The organism is Klebsiella sp. 4_1_44FAA, assembly GCF_000238715.1.
GTDB classification, from domain to species: domain Bacteria; phylum Pseudomonadota; class Gammaproteobacteria; order Enterobacterales; family Enterobacteriaceae; genus Klebsiella; species Klebsiella pneumoniae.
This window is the reverse complement of sequence record NZ_JH414799.1, coordinates 27492-50601: the sequence shown is the minus strand read 5'-3', so window position 1 is coordinate 50601 and position 23110 is coordinate 27492. Positions and strand designations below refer to the sequence as shown.

The window sequence follows — 23110 nt, the reverse complement described above, 5'->3', positions numbered from 1 at the left end:
ACGTCAGCGCTGGCNGTTTTACGTCGTATGACAGGATACGGAGGACGATTGTGGCGCACGTCTTCGGTGAACGCACTCTGGCCACACTGGAGCGACTTCTGAGCCTGCTGTCGGCCTTTGAGGTCGTGGTATGGATGACGGATGGCTGGCCGCTGTATGAATCCCGCCTGAAGGGAAAGCTGCACGTTATCAGCAAGCGTTACACTCAGCGCATTGAGCGACATAACCTGAATCTGAGACAACATCTGGCAAGGCTGGGACGGAAGTCACTGTCGTTCTCAAAATCGGTGGAGCTGCATGACAAGGTCATCGGGCATTATCTGAACATAAAACACTATCAGTAAGTTGGAGTCATTACCGTAATTCGCGATGTGAATGCCATAATGTCTGCTTCCCCTGAGTTGTTATAGGTGCAGTATTTCCGGCATCAGGAGGGAGATGAAGTAATTAAAAATTCTGGCTAATAGCGAATCGTTTTTAGAACAAAAGCGGGAAAGGATAGTTGGTTTTGTGCGGTTGATGAGTGGCAGAGGGTTGGCGCCGGGTGGCGGCTACGCCTTACCCGGCCTCCGGTTCGCGCAAAGTGTAGGCCGGGTAAGCGCAGCGCCACCCGGCACAAAACTCAGCGCTTCGCGTTAAGCTCAGCAATATCCTTCGGCGTGGTGCGGCAGCAGCCGCCAATCAGCTTCGCCCCGGCCGCCAGCCACTGCGGCAGATAATCCGCCAGGCTGGCGCAGGCTTCGCCATGATGATGCCAGGTCTTACTCACCGCGTCATAATGTTCGCCGGAGTTAGGATAGACCACCAGCGGCAGGGCCGTCAGGCTGTGCAGATGCGCCAGCGCCGCGGGGGTATTTTCCAGCGCGATACAGTTGATCCCCACCGCCACCACCTGCGGGTTATCCGCCAGGGCGGTCATCACCTCGCGCAGCGGCGTGCCGTCGCTGAGATGTTCGGCATCGCGCAGCGTAAAGGCGTACCAGGCGCGGGCGCGGGGATACGCTTGCAGCAACGCCGTCAGCGCCTGGATCTCGGCGAAGGACGGCAGGGTTTCACAGGCCAGCAGGTCGGCGCCGGCATCCAGCAGCGCTTCGACGCGCGGGCGGTGGAAAGCCTGGAACTCTGCCGCACTGCGCTGATAATCGCCGCGATACTCCGAGCCGTCGGCGAGAAACGCGCCATACGGCCCTACCGAACCGGCCACCAGCAGCGTGCCGGCCTGCGGGTTCTCGGCGAGGTACGCCTCGCGCGCTTTGCGCGCCAGTTCGACGCTTTTGCCGATCAGCGCCCGGGACTGCGCCTCATCCAGCCCGCGCGCGGCAAAGCCCGCCGGAGTGGCCTGATAGCTGGCGGTGATCGCCACCTGCGCCCCGGCGCGAAAGTAGTCGAGATGCACATCGCGGATCAGCTGCGGGTTCTCCAGCAGCACTTTCGCCGACCACAGGCTGTCGGCCAGATCGCAGCCGCGGGCCTCCAGCTCGGTGGCCATGGCGCCGTCCAGCAGCACGAAAGGCTGGGCGGCAAGCAGGGCGGTAAACGGATTAGTCTGCGACATGTTGGGGCTCCTGAGTCATATTCCGTGAACGAGTAAGATACCAGGCACCATAGCACAGGGCCACAAAGGGGATCCCGCACCACAGCGCAATTCTCTGGCTCGGGTCAAAAGCGAGGCCCACGCAGGCCACCAGGCACAGCACAAAGCCCAGAACGGGCACTACCGGATACCAGGGAGCGCGATACTGCAGATCGCTCAGCGCCTTACCCTGCTGCAGATGGCGGCGGCGGAACATAAAGTGCGAGGCGCAGATGCTCAACCACACCGCCACCACCGCAAAACCGGAGATCGCCGACAGCGCGACAAACACCGTATCGGGCGCCACCACGCTGGAGAACAGCGCCAGCACGCCGCCCAGCATACTCACCGACAGGGCGGTCACCGGCACGCCCCGTTTATTGACTTTGGCAAAGCAGGCCGGCAGCGTCTTCTCGTTCGACAGCGACCACAGCATCCGCCCGGAAGCGTACAGGCCGGAGTTAGCCGCCGACAGGATCGCCGTCAGGATCACGAAGTTGAACATGTCCGCCGCATAAGGGATGCCCACCTTCTCAAACACCAGCACGAAGGGGCTTTTCTCCACTCCCGCCTGCTGCATCGGGATCAGCGCCGCCAGCACAAACACGGTGCCGATAAAGAAAATAATCAGCCGGGCGATGGTGGTGCGGATGGCAACCGGAATAACCTTATGCGGGTTTTCCGTCTCTCCGGCGGCAATGCCGATAAGCTCCGTCCCGGAGAAGGCGAAGTTCACCGCCACCATGGTCATCAGGATCGGCAGGCCGCCGTGCGGGAACCAGCCTTCGGCGGTGATATTGCGCAGGCCCGGCGCCGGGGAGCCATCCTGCATCGGAATGATGCCGAAAATGGCCGCGCCGCCGAGAATAATAAACGCGACGATGGTGATCACTTTCACCAGCGAGAACCAGAACTCGCCTTCGGCGAAGAAGCGCGTCGAAATGATGTTAAGGCCGAAGATCACTGCGCAGAACACCACGCACCAGATCCAGACCGGCACCTGCGGGAACCAGTACTGCATGCAGAATCCCGCCGCGGTGAAGCTCGACCCCAGCGCCACCGTCCACGTTAGCCAGTAGAGCCACGCCACGGTATAGCCCGTCGCCGGGCCAAGATAGCGCGCCGCGTAAACGTGGAAGGCGCCGGTCTCTGGCATCGCCACCGACAGTTCGCCAAGGCACTGCATCACCAGCCAGACCACCAGGGCGCCAATCAGATACGCCAGCAGCGTCCCGGCCGCGCCGGTGGTGGAGATGATATAGCCGGTATTGAAGAATAAGCCGGTGCCAATCACGCCGCCGAGCGACAGCATGATCAGATGGCGCGTTTTCATGGTGCGCTTCAGCTGCCCACCTTGTTGTTGTGTTGTGCTTTGCATTTTATTTTCTCACGCCAGCCCGCTTGCCCGGGTCATGATGCGTATAAACGCATAGACATCTAAACATCCAAAAGAAGAAGTGTTATACCGTGCCGCCGTTGAAAAAGCAAAGCCGCTGCACCAGGGCGCGCGCCGACAGCGTGCAGCCTGCCCCATTTTTGCGCAGCGCCAGCGGGCGCGCCACGGACTGACGCCTTATCGCGGCAGGCAACGTTCTGGCACTCTCTTTGCAGCCTGTCGTTCAGCACCTTTCTATCTGGCGAGGCAATACGTATGACAGAGCACACCACCACCTTAAAAAGAACGCTCGGCAGTTTTCGTTTATGGGGGATCGCCGTCGGACTGGTGATATCCGGGGAGTACTTCGGCTGGAGCTACGGCTGGTCGCAGGCGGGCACGATGGGGTTTATGGTCGTCGCCCTGGCGGTCGCCGCCATGTACTGCGCCTTTATTTTCAGCTTTACCGAGCTGACCACCGCCATCCCGCACGCTGGCGGCCCTTTCGCCTACGCCTACCGCGCCTTCGGGCCCACCGGCGGCTTTATCGCTGGTTTTGCCACCCTGATTGAATTCGTCTTCGCCCCGCCGGCCATCGCCATGGCCATCGGGGCCTACCTCAACGTGCAGTTTCCGGCGCTGGATCCGAAATGGGTCGCCTGCGGCGCCTACGTGATCTTTATGACGCTCAATATTCTCGGCGTCGGCATCGCCGCCACCTTCGAGCTGATCGTCACCCTGCTGGCCATCTTCGAGCTGCTGGTGTTCATGGGCGTGGTCGCCCCCGGCTTCTCCTGGAGCCACTTCACCACTAACGGCTGGGCGGGCGCGGACAGCTTCAGCGGCCTGGCGCTGCCGGGGATGTTCGCCGCCATTCCGTTCGCCATCTGGTTCTTCCTCGCCATTGAGGGGGCCTCCATGGCGGCCGAAGAGGCCAAAGATCCGCAGCGCACCATTCCCCGCGCCCTGGGCGGCGGCATTCTGACGCTGACGGTGCTGGCGATCGGCGTGATGGTCTTCGCCGGCGGCGTCGGCGACTGGCGCGCGCTGTCCAATATTAACGATCCGCTGCCCCAGGCGATGAAAACGGTGGTGGGCAACGGCAGCGGCTGGCTGCATATGCTGGTGTGGCTGGGGCTGTTTGGCCTCGTCGCCTCCTTCCACGGCATCATTATGGGCTACTCGCGGCAGATCTACTCCCTCGCCCGCGCCGGCTATCTGCCCGCCGGGCTGGCCTCCCTCAACCGCCGCACGCGCACCCCGTATCTGGCGATCCTCGCCGGCGGCGTGGTCGGTATCGCCGCGATCTTCTCCGACTCGCTGATCACCATCAGCGGCATGCCGCTGACCGCCTGCATCGTCACCATGTCGGTATTTGGGGCTATTGTTATGTATATCACTTCCATGGCGGCGCTGTTCAAACTGCGCCGTAGCGAGCCGAAGCTGATCCGTCCGTTCCGCGCCCCGCTCTACCCGCTGGCGCCGGCCTTTGCCCTCGGCATGGCGGTGCTCTGCCTGGTGGCGATGGTCTGGTATAACCTGCTGCTGGCGCTGATTTTCGCGGCGATGATGCTCGGCGGCTACCTGTGGTTCCGCAAAACCGCAGCGGCCCGTGAACGGGCGCCAGTGGATCCTCAACTGCGCACGGTCTCCTGAGGAGGCGGCATGTATAAAACCACGCTATCGGGCCAGGTATGGCGCTTTGATAGTCTGAAAACGTTGATGGCGAAAGCGTCGCCAGCCCGCTCCGGCGACGCCCTCGCAGGGGTTATCGCCACCTCAGCCGAAGAGCGGATGGCGGCGAAAATGGCCCTCGCCGAGGTGCCGCTGACCGACATTCTCGACAACCCGCTTATCCCTTACGAGCAGGACGAAGTGACTCGCCTGATCCTCGACACCCATGATGCGCAGGGCTTTGCCGCCCTGCGTCACCTGACGGTCGGCGATTTTCGCGACTGGCTGCTGGATGATGCTACCGATACCGCCACGCTGCAGCGGGTCGCCCGCGCCATCACCCCGGAGATGGCGGCGGCGGTCAGTAAGCTGATGCGCAATCAGGATCTGATCCTTGCCGCCAGCAAATGCCAGGTGGTGACGCGCTTTCGCAACACCATCGGCCTGCCCGGCCACCTCAGCGTACGCCTGCAGCCCAACCATCCCACCGACGACCTGAAAGGCATCGCCGCCAGTATGCTCGACGGGCTGCTGTACGGCGCCGGGGACGCGGTGATCGGCATCAACCCGGCCAGCGACAGCTTACCGGTGCTGGCGCAGCTGAACGTCATGCTGGACGATATTATTCAGCGCTTCGCCATCCCTACCCAGTCCTGCATTCTGACCCATGTGACCAATACGCTGCAGCTGATTGAGCGCGGCGCGCCGGTGGATCTGGTGTTCCAGTCGGTGGCCGGTACCGAAGCGGCCAACAGCGGCTTCGGCATCAATCTTGCCTTGCTGCAGGAGGCCCGCGAGGCGGCCCTCAGCCTCAGGCGCGGTACCCTCGGCAGCAATGTGATGTATTTTGAGACCGGCCAGGGAAGCTGCCTGTCGGCCAACGCCCACCACGGCGTCGATCAGCAAACCTGTGAGGCGCGGGCCTACGCCGTCGCCCGCCACTTTGAACCGCTACTGGTCAATACCGTGGTCGGTTTTATCGGTCCGGAGTATCTCTACGACGGCAAGCAGATTATTCGCGCCGGGCTGGAGGATCATTTCTGCGGCAAGCTGATGGGCCTGCCGATCGGCTGCGACGTCTGCTATACCAACCACGCGGAAGCGGATCAGGATGATATGGACACCCTGCTGACCTTGCTGTGCGCCGCCGGGCTCACCTTCCTGATAGGCGTGCCCGGAGCGGACGATATCATGCTCAATTACCAGAGCACCTCGTTCCATGACGCGCTGTACGCCCGTCGTCTGCTGGGCTTAAAGCATGCCCCGGAGTTCGCCGACTGGCTGGCGAAGATGCAGATTATCGATCCGCACGGCGCGCTGCGGCTCACCGACGCCCGCCATCCGCTGCTGTCCGTCCTGCCGCAAGGAGCCTCCGTATGAACCGTCCCGATGCCTGGAACCCGCTGCGTGAATTTACCGATGCGCGGATCGCCCTGGGGCGCAGCGGCGCCAGTCTGCCGACCCGCGAAGTCCTCAACTTTGGTCTGGCCCATGCCAGAGCGCGGGATGCCATTCATCAGCCGTTCGCCAGCCAACAATTGGTGGCGCCGCTGGCGGCGCTCGGCCTCGAGGCCCTGACGGTGCACAGCGCCGCGCCGGACCGTCATACCTATCTGCGGCGCCCGGATCTCGGGCGGCAGCTCGCCGATGAGAGTCGCGCCGACCTCGCCGCCAGCGGCGTCCGCCCCGCCGACCTGCTGCTGGTGATCGGCGACGGCCTCTCTTCCTGGGCGGTAGAGCGCCAGGCGGTGCCGTTGATCCGCGCCCTGCTGCCCTATCTGCAGACGCTGGGTATCGGCCTGGCGCCGGTGGTGCTGGCGCATCAGTCGCGGGTAGCGCTGGGAGATGATATTGGCGAAACCCTGAAAGCCCGCGCGGTGGCGATCCTGATTGGCGAACGACCGGGTCTCTCCTCGCCGGACAGCCTCGGCGTCTACCTCACCTGGCAGCCTCATCGTCAGCGCCTGGAGTCTGAGCGCAACTGTATCTCCAATATTCGGCCGGAGGGATTAAGCCATGACGCCGCCGCCTTTAAACTGGCCTGGCTGCTGGAGCAGGCTTTTTTGCGCCGGCTTACCGGGGTGGGTCTGAAAGATGAAAGCGATAATCCGGCGCTGCATGGTAAAATAAAACCGTTGCCCCCTTTAAAATAATAAGTCACGCGAGCAGCAGAATAGATTTTTAATATTATCTTGTGCACCTGACTTTATATTCCGCCGCGTGCTGAAATTGCCCGGCGGCGCTTCGCTGGTACGGGTTTACGGAAGCCGTGCCAGCGGTTTATATGGCGTATTTTTCAGGCCGGGTAAGGCGCCAGTCGCCCCCCGGCAAAATGCTTTCACCGTACCAAAAACCGTGTTGTCGCCAGCCTTATGCCCTTCCCTGCAGGTAATAAGAATATTGCATGAGTAAAAACGAAACGGACGTTGTAAGGTAAATCAGCGCATTAAAAATATCCATCATACTTCAAGTTGCATGTGCGTTGGCTGCGTTCTCTCCCCCAGTCACTTACTTCTGTAAGCGCCTGGAGACTCGCTTACTTGCCGCCTTCATGCGACTCGAATTATTTAGGGTATATATCTCGTTATCTATTCAACATAACAGCCAATAATTCGCCGGATACGCTGGCGCATTATTCCTCAATGTTATGCAGTCATTGATGGTTAAAGATAAATAATCGACCGACGGAGAAATATCAATGAAATCGTTTTCCGGGAAAGCATCTTTAATGGCCACGCTGGTTGCCGCGCTGGTCGGCGCCAGCAGCGCGCAGGCAGCGGAAATTAAAATCGGGGTGGTATTACCCCTGAGCGGCGCCCTCAGCGGCTATGGCCAGCCGTCGCAGAAAGGGCTGGACATTATTCAGGCCATCACCCCAACGTTAAAAAATGGCGATACCATCAAGCTTATCGTTATCGATGATAAAAGCGACAAAGTCGAAGCAGCCAACGCCATGCAGCGCCTGGTCTCCAGCGATAAAGTGGATGCCGTGATCGGGGAAGTCACCTCCTCCAACACCCTGGCGATGACCAAAATCGCCGACGACAGCAAAACGCCGCTGGTCTCCTCCACCGCCACCAACGACCGCGTCACCCGCAACCATCCCTACGTCAGCCGGGTCTGCTTCTCGGACAGCTTCCAGGGGGTGGTCGGGGCCAATCTGGCCTCCCGCGATCTGAAAGCCAAAACCGCCGCCATCGTGTTTGACAGCAGCAACGACTACTCCGTCGGCCTGGCGAAAGCGTTCCGCACCCAGTTCCTGAAAAACGGCGGCACCATTCCCATCGAGGTCCAGGCCCCGGGCGGCAGCAAGGACTTTAAAGCCCAGCTGGCGAGCGTCAAGGCGAAGAATGTCGACATGATTTACATGCCGATCTACTACACCGAAGGGGCGCTGATTGCCGTGCAGTCTAAACAACTGGGGCTCAACAAACCGGTGGTGGGCGGCGACGGTCTGGCCGCGGATCAGGTCTTCTTCGATGTCGGTAAAGACGCGGTCAACGGCTATATGACCACCGATTATTACTCGCCGAACGCCAAAGAGCAGACCCCGGCGGGGGAAACCTTCATCAAAGCCTGGGAAGCCAAATACCAGCAGCCGACCCATACCTGGGGCGCAATGGCGGCGGACGCCTATAACGTCATCGTCAACGCCATGAACCAGTGCAGCGATCCCCACGATCGGGTCTGCGTGAATGAAAAAATCCGCGCCACCAAAGATTTCCAGGGGGTGACCGGCACGCTGACGTTACAGAACGGCGATGCCATTCGCAGCGCGGTCATCAACGAAGTGAAAGATGGCAAGCTGGCGTTTCGTACCGTGGTTAACCCTTAAGTTGTGACGAGGCTACAAAATGGACGGCGCCATTTTTCTCCAGCAAGTGGTCAATGGAATGAGTCTTGGGGGCATGTACGCCCTGATTGCCATCGGTTATACGATGGTTTATGGCGTGCTGCGGCTGATCAACTTCGCCCATGCGGACGTGATGATGGTCGGCGCGTTTAGTACGCTGTTTTTATTTTCTTCGGTTGGGCTACCCTTCGGGGTAGCCGTTTTCCTGACCCTCGGGCTGTGCGGCCTGTTTGGTATGCTGATTGACCGGGTCGCCTATCGTCCGCTGCGTCAGGCCTCGAAAATCTCCATGCTGATCACCGCCATCGGCGTCAGCTTCTTTCTCGAAAACCTGTTTAACGTACTGTTTGGCGGCAGCTCGCGCTTCTTCTCCGCCCCTGACTTTTTCAACCAGACCCGGGCCTTCGGCAGCGTCATCATTACCAACGTGGCGTGGATTGTGCCGCTGATCACCGTCCTGCTGCTGCTGGCGATCCTCTGGCTGCTGTACCGCACCCGCTATGGGATGGCGATCCGCGCGGTGGCCTTTGACGTCAACACCGTGCGCCTGATGGGCATTGACGCCAACCGGATCATCTCCCTGGTCTTCGCCCTCGGCAGTAGTCTCGCGGCGCTCGGCGGCGTGTTCTACTCCATCAGCTACCCGACGATCGATCCCCTGATGGGCGTGCTTATCGGCCTGAAGGCCTTCGCCGCCGCCGTGCTGGGCGGGATCGGCAGCGTCACCGGCGCGGTGCTGGGCGGCTTTATCCTCGGTTTTACCGAGGTGGTCGCCGTGGCGATCTTCCCCGAACTGGGCGGCTATAAAGACGCTTTCGCCTTCCTGTTCTTGATTCTGGTCCTCTTGTTCCGCCCGGTCGGCATTATGGGCGACGAACGTCTGGAAAGGAGCCGTTTCTGATGCTCAACGCGACGACGACCGCCGGGGCGCAGCTGCGCAACCTGGTCATTATTGTCATCTGTATCGCGCTGCTGGCCGGAATCAACGTGGTTTTCAATGACTACATTGTTCGTGTCATCAGCACCATTTTTATCTTTATGATCCTCGCGGTCAGCTACAACCTGATCAACGGCGTGACCGGCCAGCTGTCGCTGGAGCCGAACGGCTTCGTGGCGGTGGGCGCCTACGTCACCGCCCTGCTGATCCTCTCCAGCGACAGCAAGGTAGACATGTTTGAAATGGCCGCCCCCAGCCCGTGGATCCTCAGCCTGCACGCGGGCTTCCTCCCTGCCCTGCTGATAAGCGGCCTGTGCGCGGCGGCGCTGGCGGTGTGCCTCGCCGTGCCGGTCTTCCGGGTACGTGGCGACTACCTGGCCATTGTCACCCTCGGCTTTGGGTTTATCATCAAGATCCTCGCCATTAACAACCCGCAAATCACCAACGGCGCCATCGGGCTGAACGATATTCCGCAGCAGCCGCATCTCCTGTTCTGGTGCGGACTGTTCGCCCTGCTGGCCACCGGCATGATCCTCCAGCTGGTGTGGTCGAAGTATGGCCGGATGATGAAAGCTATTCGCGACGATGAAGATGCGGCGATCGCTATGGGGGTCAACACCTTCCGCATTAAAACCTGCGCCTTCGCCACCAGCGCCTTCTTCGAAGGGATCGGCGGCGGTCTGCTGGCTTCCCTGCTGACCACCATTTCCCCGGGACTGTTCGACTTTATGCTCACCTTCCAGCTGCTGATTATTATCGTCCTCGGCGGGCTCGGCAGCACCACCGGCGCCCTGCTCGGCACCGTGCTGGTGGTCGGCAGCGGCGAGTGGCTGCGCTTCCTCGATCAGCCGCTGCAGTTCTTCGGTCACGATCTCGGCGCGTACCCGGGCCTGCGAATGGTGGTCTTCTCCCTGCTGTTGCTGATCATCATGCTCTTCGCCCGCGAGGGGCTGCTGGGGAAAAAAGAGATTTGGCAGACCGGAAGAAGGAGCGGCGGCTATGGCGGAAAATAACGTTATCCTGCAGGTGCAGGACGTCACCATGCAGTTCGGCGGCCTGCGGGCCATCGACAACGTCAGCTTCCATGTTGACGAGTCGGAGATCTTTGGCCTTATCGGCCCTAACGGCGCGGGCAAAACGACCCTGTTTAACGTCATTACCGCCAACTATAAACCCACCAGCGGCAGCGTCACCCTGGCGGGCACGTCGCTGAAGGGGCTGAAGCCCAACCAGGTGGTGAACGCCGGGATCGCCCGCACCTTCCAGAATATCCGCCTGTTTAACTCCATGACGGTGCTGGAGAACGTGATGGTCGGGCTCGACCGCGCCAGCCGCTACTCGCTGCTGGAGGCGGCCCTGCATATTGGTCGCTACTTTCCGGCCGAGCGGGCGGCGAAAGCCAAAGCGATGGCCATCCTGGAGGATATCGGCATCGCCCACTTCGCCCATATGCAGGCCACAAACCTAAGCTATGGCAACCAGCGCAAAGTGGAGATCGCCCGCGCGCTGGCCACCGCGCCGAAGCTGCTCCTGCTCGATGAGCCGGCCGCCGGGATGAACCCGAAGGAGACCGAGGATCTGGCGGAGCTGATCTTCCGCATGCGCCATGACTATCAGCTAAGCGTCCTGTTAATCGAGCACGATATGCCCTTCGTCAACCGCCTGTGCGAGCGGGTGATGGTTCTGGAGTACGGTAAGCCGTTGTTCAGCGGCCTGATGGCCGAGGCGATCCAGCATCCGGACGTCATTTCCGCTTATCTGGGAGAAGCCAATTATGCTTAACGCCCGGGAACTGAAGGTCTTTTACGGCGTGATCCAGGGTCTGAAGGGCGTCGATATCGACGTCTATGACCGGGAAATCGTCACCCTGATTGGCAGCAATGGCGCCGGTAAAACCTCCACCCTGAACGGGATCGTCAACCTGGTGCGCTCCAGTGGGCGCGTCAGCTTCCTCAACGACGATATCTCACGCAGCCAGACCCACCAGATCGTGCGTCGCGGGCTGGCGCTGGTGCCGGAGGGACGGCGCGTCTTTACCAACCTGACCATCGAAGAGAACCTGCGCATGGGCGCTTACAATAATCTCGCCGGCTACGCCCGCCTGCGCGATCGCATGTACGCCCTCTTTCCGCGGCTCAAGGAGCGGCGCCATCAGATGGCGGGCACCATGAGCGGCGGCGAGCAGCAGATGCTGGCCATCGCCCGGGCGCTGATGAGCGAGCCGGTGTTATTGATGCTGGATGAACCGAGCCTCGGGCTGGCGCCGAAAATTGTCGGCGAGCTGTTCGGCATCATTAAGCAACTGCGCGAAGAGAATATGACGGTGCTGCTGGTGGAGCAGAATGCGACGGCCGCGCTGGCGATCGCCGATCGGGCGTATGTCCTGGAGAATGGCCGGATCACCTTGTCAGGCGCGGCGCGGGAGATGCTGACTAATCCGGAAATTAAGCGGATGTATCTGGGGGGATAGGCATGGTCAAAACTGCCTGGGCTGCGGCGGCGCCTCCTGCGAGGCCGCAACCTCAGGCAGTCTCTTGCTACACAAAGCACACCTCGTTCCAGTAGGCTTCTCGCGTCCTGCGTCGCTCAGTATGTCTTATCATGACGGAACCACCGGGTTTCCACGTTGCCAATGTCCACGCCGTAGAGGCTGGCTACCGGCAGGATCGCCTCCATGACGCGCTGGGTATCCTGCTGTCCGGCTTCACCGTTGGACAAAAAAGCCAGCCAGCCCGTTAACCGTTGCCACAATGCCACTTTCGTTTTCTCCTCTGTCGGGAAGCGAATCGCCTGGGTCTATTTCAACCACAGTTGGCCGGGCGCGGGAAATATTAATTCCGAATTTGCAATCCTGGCTGGCGCATATTACCCCCGGTCCTATCACTCTCTCCCTGGCCCTCTCCCTGAGGGAGAGGGGACCGCCCGGCAGTCGTTGTCGTCCTCGTAAAACGCCAGCGACGCATAAAGAATACCCATAGGTTTGTTAAGTTCTTTTTGGTTATAGATAAGAATTTTTTCTTCTTTGCCGCCGACGGGCAATTTGTGGGAGCGTGATGTCCACAAAACAAAACAGGGATTCAGGGGAAAAACTATGCGCAATAAAACCACAAAAATCGCACTGGCGCTGGGTATGCTGCTGCTCGCCTCGCAGGCACAGGCGGACCAGCTGGCTGACATCAAAGCCGCCGGCGTCGTAAAAGTCGCCACCTTCGACGCCAACCCGCCGTTCGGCTCCGTGGACGCCAAAACCCACCATATCGTCGGCTACGACGTTGACTTTGCCCAGGCGCTGGCGAAAGCGCTCGGCGTCAAACTCGAGCTGGTGGCCACCAACCCAGCCAACCGTATTCCGCTGCTGCAGTCCGGCAAAGCCGACCTGATCGTCGCCGACATTACCATCACCCCGGAGCGGGCCCAGGTTATTGATTTCTCAACGCCGTATTTCGTCACCGGCCAGCAGTTCCTCGTGCCGGCCGGCTCTCCGGATAAGCTCGATGAGTACAGCAAAGCGCGCATCGGCGCGGTGAAAGGCACCACCGGCGAACAGGCCCTGCACCAGCGTTTCCCGCAGGCTCGCGTCCTCTCCTATGACGATATTCCGCTGGCCCTGACCGCCCTGCGCAACGGCAACGTCCAGGCCATCACCCAGGACAGCACCATCCTCGCCGGTCTGCTGGCGGAAGCGCCGGATAAAGCCAAGTTTAAAATTCTGCCCGACCTGCTCAGCAAAGAAGAGATTGGCGTGGGCGTGAAGAAAGGCGAACCGGCCCTGCTGAAGGCCGTCAACGATGAGCTGGTGAAGCTGGAGAAAACCGGCGAAGCCGCGAAAATTTACGATGTCTGGTTTGGCCCTGCCACCAAAACGCCGCAGCCGCGCGCCTTTACCATAGAAGCGAAATAATATGTTCTCGGGTTTACTCTCCCACTCCGCGGCTCCGGCCGCGGATTTTTCACGTCTGCAGCGCGCCAGCATTACGTTCCGTGATGTGGCCAAGCGCTACGGCGATCATCAGGTACTTAACGCCATCAACCTGCAGGTCGAGCCCGGCGAAGTGGTGGCGATCCTCGGCCCTTCCGGTTCGGGAAAATCGACGCTGATCCGCTTGATCAACCAGCTCGAATCCTTAAGCGGCGGCGAGATCCTGATCGACGGCAAACCCACCAGCCGGCTGAGCGGCAGCGCCTTGCGCCAGCTGCGCAGCCGCGTCGGCTTTGTCTTCCAGCAGTTCAACCTTTATGCCCACCTGACGGCGCAGGAGAACATCACTCTGGCGCTGGAGCGCGTTCATGGCTGGGAAAAAAGCGCGGCTCAGGCGCGGGCGCTGGCGCTGCTGCGTCAGGTCGGACTGGAAGAAAAAGCGCAGCAGATGCCGGCGCAGCTCTCCGGCGGCCAGCAGCAGCGGGTGGCCATCGCCCGCGCCCTGGCCTCCTCGCCGCAGATTATCCTGTTCGATGAGCCCACCTCGGCGCTCGACCCGGAGATGATCGGCGAAGTGCTGCAGGTGATGAAAACCCTCGCCCACAGCGGGATCACCATGCTGGTGGTGACCCACGAAATGCAGTTTGCCCGCGAAATTGCCGACCGGGTGGTGTTTATCGACGGCGGCGACATCCTCGAAGTCGCCCCGCCGGCTGAGTTTTTCGCCCATCCGCAGCATGCCCGCGCGCGGCGTTTTCTGCAGAAGGTGCTGGATCCGCTGCACCAGGAGAGCCTCGAGTGACGCCGATGCTTGACTGGCACGGCGTCCTGAGCGGGCAGCCGTTGCAATGGATTATCTCTGGTTTTCTCACCACCATCTGGGTCAGCGTCGCCGGGATCCTGCTCGCCACCCTGCTGGCGGTCCTGCTGCTGGCCCTGCGCCTCGGCGGCGGACGCGCGGGGCGCGGACTGGTGGCCGCGTGGGTCTCGTTGTTTCGCAACACTCCGCTGCTGGTCCAGCTGCTGTTCTGGTACTTTGCCGCCTGGAACCTGCTGCCGCTGGCGGTGAAGGAGGTGGTGAACGACGAACACGCCTGGTCCATTTTGCCGGGCAACGTCTGGTGGCTGACGCCGGAGTTCCTCTGCTCGATGTGGGGGCTGGGGGTCTTTACCTCCGCCTTTCTGGTGGAAGAGATCGCCTCCGGACTGCGCGCCGTCAGCCACGGGCAGCGGGAAGCCGCGCTGTCGCAGGGCTTTACGCCGTGGCAGGAGCTGCGCTTTATCCTCCTGCCGCAGGGGCTGGCCAACGCCTGGCAGCCGATTGTCGGCCAGTATCTTAACCTGATGAAACTCTCATCGCTGGCCAGCGGCATCGGCTTTGCGGAACTGACCTATCAGGTGCGGCAGATTGAGAGCTATAACGCGCACGCCCTGGAGGCGTTTGCCGTCGGCACCGCGCTGTACCTGGCGCTGGGGGTGGCGATGGGCGTGGCGCTCACGCGTCTCGGCCCGGGAAGAAAACTGCAACGGAGCGCCCGACATGAACGCTAATCTGGCGGTGATCGCCGATAACCTCGATTACCTGCTGTGGGGCCGACTGGCGGAGGGCCAGCCCGGCGGCGTGGCGCTGACCCTGCTGATGGCCATCGGCGCCACCCTGCTGGCGCTGCCGGGAGGCATTGCGCTGGCGGGCCTGGCCTGGCGCTACGGCGGGCTGGTGCGGCGTCTGCTGTTTCTGTGGGCGGAAATTATCCGCGGCATCCCGCTGATATTTGTCATCTTCTGGCTGTGGTATCTGCTGCCGATGCTGACCGGCGGCGATCTGCCCGGCGCGGTGACCGTGACCCTGGCGCTGGCGTGGTTTACCGCCGCCTCGGTGATGCACTCGGTGCTGGCCGGGCTGCAGTCGCTGCCGAAAGGACAGTATGAGGCGGCGCTGACCCAGGGGTTCGCTCCCGGGCAAACGCTGCGCCTGGTGCTGCTCCCGCAGGCGCTGCGCAACGTTCAGCCGTCGCTGGTGGGGATCTTTATCGGCCTGCTGAAGGACACTTCGCTGGCGTTTATCGTCAACGTCCCGGAGCTGACCACCGTGGCCGGCCAGGTCAACAACCGGGTGCAGATCTATCCCCTGGCGATCTTCGTCTTCACCGGCGCGGTGTACTACCTGCTGTGCTGCGGTCTGAGCCTGCTGGCCAGCCGGCGCTTTACCCGCCGCGCGACCACCAGATAAGGCTCACTCCGCGGGACGGGGCTTCAGCGGACAGGTATCGCTGATCTTAATAAATTTGTCGTTATAGACCAGATAGTGGTTCCCCGGCTGGCGCAGCGCCGGCTGGCGAATCACGTCCCCGGGACGCAGATACCACGCGTCCCCCTCCTCTTCGGTCGAATCGCATCCGGGCTTAATCAGCAGCTTAAACCAGGTATTGCCGGTGTTGCTCACCGTCCCGGCCACCTTATCGAAAGACCATTTAAACTGTACCTCGCGCGGGCGCACCACCAGAATGGTATCCATCACCACCACCGGCTCCATGCTGACCTCGCCGCCGGTCGGGCTGCGCCTCGTCAGGTTGCGGGTGGGGATTTCGCGAAACGAGACCCGATAGTAGCGCTCGCGGTTATCCCGCGGCCCATGATAGTAAAATTTAAAATACTCGCTCTCACCTGCCTGCAGCACCAGCTGGCGGGGGGCGAACAGCAGTTCGCCATCCACCGGCCGGGAGCGGACTTCGCTGCCGCCCGGGCGATCGATGGCGCTGACGGCGATGCGGTACAGCCGCGCGCTTTTATTATTGTTGACCACCCGTTTGCTGGCGAAATCCGCTTCAGCCGGCAGGGAAAAGGTCAGGTTGCCGACCGAGATCGCCTGCGCCAGCGGCGCTGCCAGCAGGCAGCCCACCGTCAGCAGGGCCTTAGTTAATGTTGCGCCACGTCGCCTGGACATGAATCTCTCCTGAAGCGCTGACTTCGCCAAACCAGCCGTTATCGTCTACCGTCCGCAGCGAAATGGCGTTATCCATCGGAATCGAAAATTTCACCGTGGTCTTATCCATCTGCCCCACTTCGCCGGAGATATCGGTCCACGGCGTGGTCAGCCACAGCGCATCGGTCATATCCCGCCAGCTGTCATCGCACCCGGCATCGTAGGTCTGAGTCGTGCCGCTGCGGGTGATAAAAGAGAGCGTCGCCGGGAACGGCACTTTCGCCATACCGTCATCGGAACTGAAGAGACAGTAGGAACGCCCGCCAATCACCTGCGCCGGTCCGGTCACCTTGATCAGCACTTCATCGGCGGCCGTTTTACCGCTGGTGGTGACGATGTAGCCGAAATCGAGCGCCGGTTCGCCGCTGCCGACATACCCCTCGCGCGACGGCGCCGAGGTATATTCGTCGGAGATAATGCTGATGCTGAAATCACGGGGCTTGATAATCAGCGTGTTGGAGGTGGAAAACTCATACCAGCCTGACTCCGGCGAGGTGGTGTTCTGAAAGCGAAAGTTGAACAGATCCTTGGTGTTGATATCGCTGATCCCGAGGTTCACCATCTGTTTAAAGAAGTTGCTGGAGAAGAAAACATAGATCGAGTCTGAGCTCTTCATCTCGTTGAAGGTGTAGTAATAGGCGGTATTGCTCACCGGCTTCCATGAGCTGCCGTTGAGGCTGAACTGCATATCGTACGCCCCGACGGCCGAGGCCAGCGACGAGTTGGCGATCGCCGGGAAAATATGGATCGAGGTGTTGCTTAAGCCGTTGGTCTGCAAGGTATAGTTGACCATCTTACAGCTTAATCCTGAGCGGCTGCCGATGGTCTGCGTCCGGCAGTCGGCGTTCCCTTCCCCGAGGGTCGGCACGCCATCGCTGTTGATAAACACCTCCGCCAGCGAGTGGGTATTAATCAACCGCAGGTTCGCGGCTTTGGTGTGGGTGACGTTGCGCACATACCAGTTACCGGAGGCCTGATCCTTACAGCGCGCGCCGCTGCTGGCATCGTAGTTCACCGAGGTCTGACAGGCATTGATGGTCATCGTAAAGCTGCCGCCGACCGGCATCTGCTGCAGATATTGATAGAAGGCGTCCGACATCATGCCGTGCATCCACTTCGCGCCGCCGCTGGTCACCGTCGCGCCGTAAAACCCGCTGGCGTCGGTGGTCTGCGGCAGGATCAGGCTGGTAGCCATATCGCACCCGGCGTACCAGTTGATGCAGCGCAGGCCGGTTAAGGGGTGTGAAACCGGTGAGTTTTCCAGCCACATATCAAACTTCCAGTTGGCATTGAGCCCGGTGTTGTAGCCGTTATCGATATAGCCGAGACTCTGCTGATAGATGGTCCCGGAGCCGGTGTATTTTAAGCCGGTCCAGCGGTTAGCGCCGGTCATACGCGGATCCAGCGCCCCGCCGGGGGTGACGAAAAAGTTGTCGTCGGAGTTGTTTTCCACAAACACAAACTCGCGCGCCGGCGCATCCGACCAGGTGGTCTTGGTCACCGCCGCCCTGAGCGCTGCTGCCGGCCAGAGCAGCGCGAGGATCGCCAGCGCCATCAGTGCATTAACTTTCATTCTCTTCTCCTGACTGCTGCACCGCCGCCCACGACGAGAGGCCGCTGCAGACCACATCCCCCACCCAGACGGCGCCGCGCGCCTGGCTGAGCTCCAGCGCCACTTCGCAGGTTTTATTGCCGCCGTAGCTGAAATCGATAGTGGGGTATTTCTTATCCACGTCCATGACAAACTCGCCGTTTTCATCGGTGCGGGTACGGCCGATATGGTTGTTAATCCGCGCATTCGCCAGCAGCGTGCCGTCTTCTGCACGAATACGGCCGGAGACGGTGACCATCTGCTTCACCTCTGGCTCAATCACCGCGACGTTGCCCGGATAAAGGGTCAGATGACTCTTGCGCCCGCTGACGATGTCGTAGCTGTCGAGCGAGTTTTTGCTGTTCTGCAGCTCCACCTCATAGCGACCATAGGGAGAGAGCGGCAGGTAGTTACGCTTGCCGCTGAGCGGGAAGATCCGCCCGTTAACCCTGGCGCTAATCTGACCATCGTCCTCCAGCCCGGTGTTGAAGATCACTCCGGAGTTACCGTCGGTTCGTCCGCTGGCGGCGATGTTTTTGCCCTGCCAGCCGACGCTGCCGCTGGCGGTGAGGTTAGTGTTGACGTAGCCGTCCGCCGCGCTGTTGACGTTCAGCGTGCCGCTGGCGTAGCGGGCGTCGAACTGAGCATACGCGCCGCCGCTGAGGGTTTTGTCATCCCCGGTATCGCCGGAGATGGCCCGCGACAGATTGGCGCCGATGGTGCGAATGGTGCCTTCATCAAACTGCTTGCGCGCTGAGAGGTTCGCCATGGTGTAGCCGTTCTGATGGGTCATCCCGGCGCTGAACCAGTTACCCAGCGGCAGCGAGAGATCGAGGGCGATATATTTCCCGGTGTTGGCGCTGCTGTCGCCATTGTTATAGCGCTGGATCCCCGCCCGCAGGCCGAGCGATCCAAAGGCGCCGCTGTAGACCGTCTGATAGTAATCCGCGGTGTAGTAATGACTGTTGTAGCGGCGGTCATCGTTGTAGCTGACGCTGAACGTCCCCAGCTTCGACCACAGCGCGTTCAGGTTGAGGGTGCCGCCGATCGCCCGGTTGTCGGCATCGCTGCGCCGCAATTGATCGCCAATGCGGGTTCTCTCCTGGTTGACCCACACTGAACTGAAGCCCCCCGGCAGCGTGGCGCTAATGCTGCCGACGCTGCTCCAGGAGCTATCGCTGGCCAGCATATTCTGCAGGTTAACGTTGATCGACTCGCCCAGCGGCAGCGTCAGGCGGGTTTCACCCACCGCCTGGTTGTCGTAGCCATAGCCCGTAGCCGCCCAGCTCAGGGTGCTGAGCGACCCGGAGGTCGAAAGGCCCGCCAGCCAGCTCTCTTTTGCCGGCCGGGTCTTTTTTCCGCTTTCCGACCAGCGATCCATATGGAAACTGCCGCCCCATACCTGCCACGCCAGCGGCGCGCCGATGCCGCGTCCCCGGCTGAACAGCTTATTGACCCGCTGGGTGCGTTTGCTGACCACCCGACCATTGACGATCACCTCCACTTCCACGTCGTAAATACCGTACGGCAGGCCGCGGGTATCCACTTCATGGTTGCCCATGGCGAAGTTCTGGACGCTCAGCAACCGACCGTCACGGGTGAGATGCACCTCGCCCGCCGCCGGCAGAAAGGCGATCACCGGCGTGGCGGACTGGCTGTTGTCGAAGACGGTGGAGCTGGCCTGGTTCCCCCAGGAAAGGCCGTAAATCTTACCGGCCGAAATAGCGGTCATCGGTCCCAGGGACTGCAGGTTCCAGGTGTCAAGCATCCCGCCGGCAAAGCGGTGGCCGGCGAAATCGCGCTCATACATGGCCTTATATAATTCACTGTCCTGCTGACCGCTGCCGATGCCGTACAGCGAGCCGTCGAGCACCACGTGATGCTCCCGCAGCGCCGTGACGTTGTTCAGCGACAGGTAGCTGGAGGTGTTGCTCCCGCCGTTACGCATCTGGTTGTTATAGACGCCGAGGTTATAGCTCAGGTTGCTGCTGAGAGCGTTGACGCTGGACTGACCGATATCTTCGCTGCGCGAGCGCAGGACGGTGCCCAGCGCCTCGCGCTTGACCACCAGCTGCAGCAGCAGCTGGCGCAGGCTGAGATCCAGCTGTGCGCTGTCGGTCAGGGGAATGGTGAGCGCCTCGCTGAACGGGGCGTTGGCCAGGCCAATCAACTGCTGGCGGGTCTGCTCGCTGACGCTGGCGTTACCTTCGCTCTCCTCCAGCTGGATCTGCCGAACGCGCAGCTGGCCGCCGTCCAGCCAGATAAAGGCGCTGCCGATCCGCTGATCGTCCCGGGTGCTCTGGCTGCCGGCGAGATGAATATAGAGCGGGACGCTCATGCCGTCCTGCAGCGCCTGGCTGAAGGCCTGCGGAATAATCACCCCGCCAATCTGCTGCGCGCCTGCGGCGGTAGCGCTGACGTCGGGCTGAACGAACAAAAAGATCATGCCGAAGGCAAGTCGCGTTTTCAGTCCTGGGGTAATCCGTTGTAGAGGCATCGTCGTTATCCATCTGCACAGCTGTCTATTTCACGGGAACAAACTGCTCACCCTGCCAAAGCGCCACCCGTCCTTTTTTATCCGCCGTGTCCACGCGCGTAAAACGGCGCGATTTACCCGGCATCAGGTAGTAATTCTCTTTACATTCCTTACCATCGGCGGCCTTCAGGCAGGGGCCGTAGGCGAGGATCCGCAGCGTCGCATTCCCGGTGTTGGTCAGAGAGCCGTTGGCGTACTGAAAGCGATAGTTCACCTGCCGGGGCGCCACCACCAGGATGGTGCCGATGCGGGCGGAAGCAGTGGCCACCGCGCTGCGGTTGGCGTTATCGCGTTGGGCATCGCTGAGCGCCTGATCGAACCAGACAATGCGGTAGTAGCGCTCTTTGTCATCCGCCGGGCCTTTGTAGAAGAAGCGGATCACATCGCTGGCCTGGGCGGGTAGCAGCAGGCTGGCGGGAGTGAGCAATACCTCATCCGGTTTGTCCATCGGGATAACCTGCCCGCCGTCCAGCGGGGAAGAGAGCCGTTCGAGATGGATATTGATCAGTCGACCGCTGTCTGTGCTGTTCTTGATCGTTTTGCTCAGCGTGCTGCTGCCGCTGTTCATAAAGGATGAAATATCGCCGACATCCAGCGCCTGCGCCGGCGACACCCCGGCAAGCAGCAGCCCGAGGGCCAGAAGGTGCTTTTTCATAACAATTCCGTCCGTGAAAAAAGCAGGGGGGGATCCCCCTGCTGGTGCATCAGAAGGATCAGCTGGTCCAGGTGGCGTCGAACTGTACGCTGACGTCGCCGCTCCAGATCCCTTCCGGCAGAGTGCTGTAATCGGTCACGGCGGTGGTGCCGTTGGTGGTGCCGCTGATGATGGAGAAAGTGAAACCATCCTGCGCGGTGGTACGGCCGCTGGCGTTGTAGCCATTAGCCAGCGCGCTGAGGTTGCCGCCCATAATATTGTTGGCGGTATCGATCATCACGGTATCGCCAGTTTTTTCCACCGCGGCGCCGTTATAATCCACGCCCACGCTCAGCGTGGAGCCGGAGGTATCCAGCTGGGTTAAGGTGTTGGTGATAAGACGCGAGGTCAGCTTAAAGGCGGTCGCCGTTGTGTCCCCCTCAATCGCCACGTCAAACAGACCTTTCTGCGAGTTAAAGCCTTTAATGCCTTCGGCGTACTGGAACGCCAGGCTGCCGAGCGGGGTCACAACCAGCTTGCTGGTGGTGTCTTTTTTAGCGGTCGCAGACCAGGTCGCTACAGCCTGAGCCGTTACGTCAGCAGCCTGCGCCACGCCCATACCGGTAAACGCCGTTACCAGAGCTATTGCCAGAACCTTTTTTTTCATCGCTTTTTCATCCTGAGTTGAATTAAGGACATGATGTCCCGGTGAACCATTTAAAAAACAGAATTGCCTGGGTGTTACTGAACTAACTTATATATTTTGGAATACAGTTTGGCCTCAGCATTACGCCGATGGGTATACACTGTCTTCACGCTACAATTTTCAATTCTGGCGATCGATTTCGGCTGCATGCCCTGGGCGGTCATGCGGATAATTTTCATTTCCCGATCTGTAATTTTATCTTTCTTAATATCTTTGCGGAGAAACCTGCCATTAATTACATAGGCCAGTTCTTTTCGAATATCGCGACTCAGACCAACATATACCACCCCGCGAATATCGCTATTGTAATACCAGTAGTTCGCTAAGGCCTCTGATTTCCTAGCCGCAATCAATACGACCTGTTTCCCCTTTACCGCGGATAGCCATTCGCTGTCGCGCCTGATAAATTCGTTTAATGAAGCCGTATTGAGATTGATAAACACAAAATCTTTTCTGATTTTCTCCAGTGAGAGATAAATTAATTCGTCGATGTCTACAATCAGTTCGGACAGTCCTTTATAGAAATAGGAGTCATCGGCAGACCAAATATACTTATCGGAACAGCTTTTATATTCCATATAGTTTTTAACCTCATAGTCCTTGAAGTAATCATTTTTACAACGTCACTGCTTGCCAGGCCTATAAAGTTTACTGGCGTATTCGTTTCCTTTAATAAATCGCCATTAAATAAGACACGCATTACTTATCAATATTGGATAAGCGGGGGATTAAACTATAATTATTTTCTGCTTGGCGTTGAATTTAAGTTTTTTCCTATGGAGTGTCAACATGCGGAAAGGCAATGAATTTCGCGCCCAGGTCAATATTTACAAAAACTGAAAATATCAAATTTTTGAGCGCCAGAAAAAGACATTTATTTTCATAAGGTTATTGGTAATATAACCGTCAATTCTTATCTGCGCTTTATATTATCCAGGATCTTCGCCCTATTATGTTAGGAATATTCTTAATGGAACTCTTGAATGGCTTATCAAATAAACCGGATTTAGCACAAAAGAAAGGATATAAATCTACAAATAAACAAAAACCAGGATGATTCACCAACACATAAGACTCATGAATAGATTAACCTGCCGCACAAAATAGTTATGTATATGTTAATACATGCGGGATGTTGAATGCTAAACAAAGGCAGACGCATTATCTATTCGATTAAACAGTCTTCTTCATCAAGATTAAGCGAAGATTGCCGAAGGCTGCCTACGCCTACGAACCGGTCTGTCTCCGCGCCCTCCAAAGCATAGCGGCTTTTCGGCGCTTCGCCAGCCGCCAGCATGCCGCACGCGTTGAGCCGCTGGCCGTCGCTCT

General features: G+C 59.8%; 23 protein-coding genes and 1 pseudogene. 13 read left to right on the top strand and 11 right to left on the bottom strand.

Going from position 1 to position 23110, the window contains the following annotated elements:
* Positions 1 to 344 (top strand): annotated as a pseudogene (locus HMPREF1024_RS20185) (IS1 family transposase); the annotation flags it as partial.
* A gap of 278 nt (positions 345 to 622) precedes the next feature.
* On the opposite strand, the gene mmuM reads toward HMPREF1024_RS20185, so the two are convergent.
* From mmuM to HMPREF1024_RS31135, 3 genes are all read right to left on the bottom strand, one after another.
* Positions 623 to 1555 (bottom strand): homocysteine S-methyltransferase, encoded by a 933-nt coding sequence (gene mmuM / locus HMPREF1024_RS20190; protein ID WP_009307888.1) that lies wholly within the window; start codon positions 1553 to 1555, stop codon positions 623 to 625.
* Complete coding sequence (gene mmuP / locus HMPREF1024_RS20195; protein WP_002890161.1) at positions 1542 to 2951, bottom strand: S-methylmethionine permease; 1410 nt, start codon at positions 2949 to 2951, stop codon at positions 1542 to 1544. Before mmuP ends, mmuM begins: the two co-directional genes overlap by 14 nt.
* Before the next feature lie 82 nt (positions 2952 to 3033).
* Positions 3034 to 3162, bottom strand: coding sequence for a hypothetical protein (locus HMPREF1024_RS31135; RefSeq protein WP_048333111.1), 129 nt, complete (start codon positions 3160 to 3162; stop codon positions 3034 to 3036).
* A 62-nt stretch (positions 3163 to 3224) separates the two neighbouring features.
* Here HMPREF1024_RS31135 and eat point away from each other — a divergent pair, with 62 nt between their 5' ends.
* From eat to eutC, 3 genes are read left to right on the top strand one after another with little or no spacing between them, the layout of a single operon-like run.
* Positions 3225 to 4604 (top strand): ethanolamine permease, encoded by a 1380-nt coding sequence (gene eat / locus HMPREF1024_RS20200; RefSeq protein ID WP_009307887.1) that lies wholly within the window; start codon positions 3225 to 3227, stop codon positions 4602 to 4604.
* A gap of 9 nt (positions 4605 to 4613) precedes the next feature.
* Positions 4614 to 6002: an ethanolamine ammonia-lyase subunit EutB gene (locus tag HMPREF1024_RS20205; RefSeq protein WP_009307886.1), complete on the top strand. Its 1389-nt coding sequence runs from the start codon at positions 4614 to 4616 to the stop codon at positions 6000 to 6002.
* Positions 5999 to 6775 carry an ethanolamine ammonia-lyase subunit EutC gene (gene eutC, locus HMPREF1024_RS20210; protein WP_004183137.1) on the top strand — a complete coding sequence of 259 codons (777 nt, stop codon included), beginning with the start codon at positions 5999 to 6001 and terminating at the stop codon, positions 6773 to 6775. The genes HMPREF1024_RS20205 and eutC overlap by 4 nt, the downstream gene beginning before the upstream one ends.
* Before the next feature lie 439 nt (positions 6776 to 7214).
* On the opposite strand, the gene HMPREF1024_RS31130 is transcribed toward eutC, so the two are convergent.
* Positions 7215 to 7358: a hypothetical protein gene (locus HMPREF1024_RS31130; protein WP_020804790.1), complete on the bottom strand. Its 144-nt coding sequence runs from the start codon at positions 7356 to 7358 to the stop codon at positions 7215 to 7217.
* On the opposite strand from HMPREF1024_RS31130, the gene HMPREF1024_RS20215 reads away from it, so the two are divergent.
* From HMPREF1024_RS20215 to HMPREF1024_RS20235, 5 genes are read left to right on the top strand one after another with little or no spacing between them, the layout of a single operon-like run.
* Positions 7351 to 8457: an ABC transporter substrate-binding protein gene (locus tag HMPREF1024_RS20215; RefSeq protein WP_004147267.1), complete on the top strand. Its 1107-nt coding sequence runs from the start codon at positions 7351 to 7353 to the stop codon at positions 8455 to 8457. The two genes, HMPREF1024_RS31130 and HMPREF1024_RS20215, sit on opposite strands and share 8 nt — an antisense overlap.
* A gap of 19 nt (positions 8458 to 8476) precedes the next feature.
* Positions 8477 to 9376 (top strand): branched-chain amino acid ABC transporter permease, encoded by a 900-nt coding sequence (locus tag HMPREF1024_RS20220; protein ID WP_002890128.1) that lies wholly within the window; start codon positions 8477 to 8479, stop codon positions 9374 to 9376.
* Positions 9376 to 10425, top strand: coding sequence for a branched-chain amino acid ABC transporter permease (locus HMPREF1024_RS20225; RefSeq protein ID WP_004144594.1), 1050 nt, complete (start codon positions 9376 to 9378; stop codon positions 10423 to 10425). The genes HMPREF1024_RS20220 and HMPREF1024_RS20225 overlap by 1 nt, the downstream gene beginning before the upstream one ends.
* Positions 10412 to 11194 (top strand): ABC transporter ATP-binding protein, encoded by a 783-nt coding sequence (locus HMPREF1024_RS20230; protein ID WP_004183132.1) that lies wholly within the window; start codon positions 10412 to 10414, stop codon positions 11192 to 11194. Before HMPREF1024_RS20225 ends, HMPREF1024_RS20230 begins: the two co-directional genes overlap by 14 nt.
* Positions 11187 to 11882, top strand: coding sequence for an ABC transporter ATP-binding protein (locus tag HMPREF1024_RS20235; RefSeq protein WP_002890126.1), 696 nt, complete (start codon positions 11187 to 11189; stop codon positions 11880 to 11882). Before HMPREF1024_RS20230 ends, HMPREF1024_RS20235 begins: the two co-directional genes overlap by 8 nt.
* Before the next feature lie 116 nt (positions 11883 to 11998).
* Here HMPREF1024_RS20235 and HMPREF1024_RS30505 read toward each other — a convergent pair whose 3' ends face one another.
* The gene (locus tag HMPREF1024_RS30505) at positions 11999 to 12169 is read right to left on the bottom strand and encodes a hypothetical protein (RefSeq protein WP_002890108.1); all 171 of its coding nucleotides are present in this window, start codon (positions 12167 to 12169) and stop codon (positions 11999 to 12001) included.
* Between the two features lie 334 nt (positions 12170 to 12503).
* Between HMPREF1024_RS30505 and HMPREF1024_RS20245 the strand changes: the two genes are divergently transcribed.
* From HMPREF1024_RS20245 to HMPREF1024_RS20260, 4 genes are read left to right on the top strand one after another with little or no spacing between them, the layout of a single operon-like run.
* Complete coding sequence (locus HMPREF1024_RS20245; RefSeq protein ID WP_002890106.1) at positions 12504 to 13313, top strand: ABC transporter substrate-binding protein; 810 nt, start codon at positions 12504 to 12506, stop codon at positions 13311 to 13313.
* A gap of 1 nt (position 13314) precedes the next feature.
* On the top strand, positions 13315 to 14133 hold the full coding sequence (locus HMPREF1024_RS20250) for an amino acid ABC transporter ATP-binding protein (RefSeq protein ID WP_004151355.1): 819 nt from the start codon (positions 13315 to 13317) through the stop codon (positions 14131 to 14133).
* Positions 14130 to 14882, top strand: coding sequence for an amino acid ABC transporter permease (locus HMPREF1024_RS20255; RefSeq protein WP_009307885.1), 753 nt, complete (start codon positions 14130 to 14132; stop codon positions 14880 to 14882). The genes HMPREF1024_RS20250 and HMPREF1024_RS20255 overlap by 4 nt, the downstream gene beginning before the upstream one ends.
* On the top strand, positions 14872 to 15561 hold the full coding sequence (locus HMPREF1024_RS20260; protein WP_004178714.1) for an amino acid ABC transporter permease: 690 nt from the start codon (positions 14872 to 14874) through the stop codon (positions 15559 to 15561). Before HMPREF1024_RS20255 ends, HMPREF1024_RS20260 begins: the two co-directional genes overlap by 11 nt.
* A gap of 3 nt (positions 15562 to 15564) precedes the next feature.
* On the opposite strand, the gene HMPREF1024_RS20265 is transcribed toward HMPREF1024_RS20260, so the two are convergent.
* The 6 genes from HMPREF1024_RS20265 to HMPREF1024_RS20290 form a co-directional block, all read right to left on the bottom strand.
* Positions 15565 to 16275 (bottom strand): fimbria/pilus periplasmic chaperone, encoded by a 711-nt coding sequence (locus HMPREF1024_RS20265; protein WP_009307884.1) that lies wholly within the window; start codon positions 16273 to 16275, stop codon positions 15565 to 15567.
* Positions 16244 to 17887 (bottom strand): fimbrial adhesin EcpD, encoded by a 1644-nt coding sequence (gene ecpD, locus HMPREF1024_RS20270; protein ID WP_009307883.1) that lies wholly within the window; start codon positions 17885 to 17887, stop codon positions 16244 to 16246. Before ecpD ends, HMPREF1024_RS20265 begins: the two co-directional genes overlap by 32 nt.
* Positions 17877 to 20402, bottom strand: coding sequence for a fimbrial biogenesis outer membrane usher protein (locus tag HMPREF1024_RS20275; RefSeq protein ID WP_009307882.1), 2526 nt, complete (start codon positions 20400 to 20402; stop codon positions 17877 to 17879). The genes ecpD and HMPREF1024_RS20275 overlap by 11 nt, the downstream gene beginning before the upstream one ends.
* A gap of 25 nt (positions 20403 to 20427) precedes the next feature.
* Positions 20428 to 21096 (bottom strand): fimbrial chaperone EcpB, encoded by a 669-nt coding sequence (locus tag HMPREF1024_RS20280; protein ID WP_004144586.1) that lies wholly within the window; start codon positions 21094 to 21096, stop codon positions 20428 to 20430.
* A gap of 58 nt (positions 21097 to 21154) precedes the next feature.
* Positions 21155 to 21742, bottom strand: coding sequence for a common pilus major fimbrillin subunit EcpA (gene ecpA / locus HMPREF1024_RS20285; RefSeq protein WP_002890053.1), 588 nt, complete (start codon positions 21740 to 21742; stop codon positions 21155 to 21157).
* A gap of 74 nt (positions 21743 to 21816) precedes the next feature.
* The gene (locus HMPREF1024_RS20290; protein WP_004144585.1) at positions 21817 to 22359 is read right to left on the bottom strand and encodes a helix-turn-helix transcriptional regulator; all 543 of its coding nucleotides are present in this window, start codon (positions 22357 to 22359) and stop codon (positions 21817 to 21819) included.
* Between the last annotated feature and the right edge of the window lie 751 nt (positions 22360 to 23110).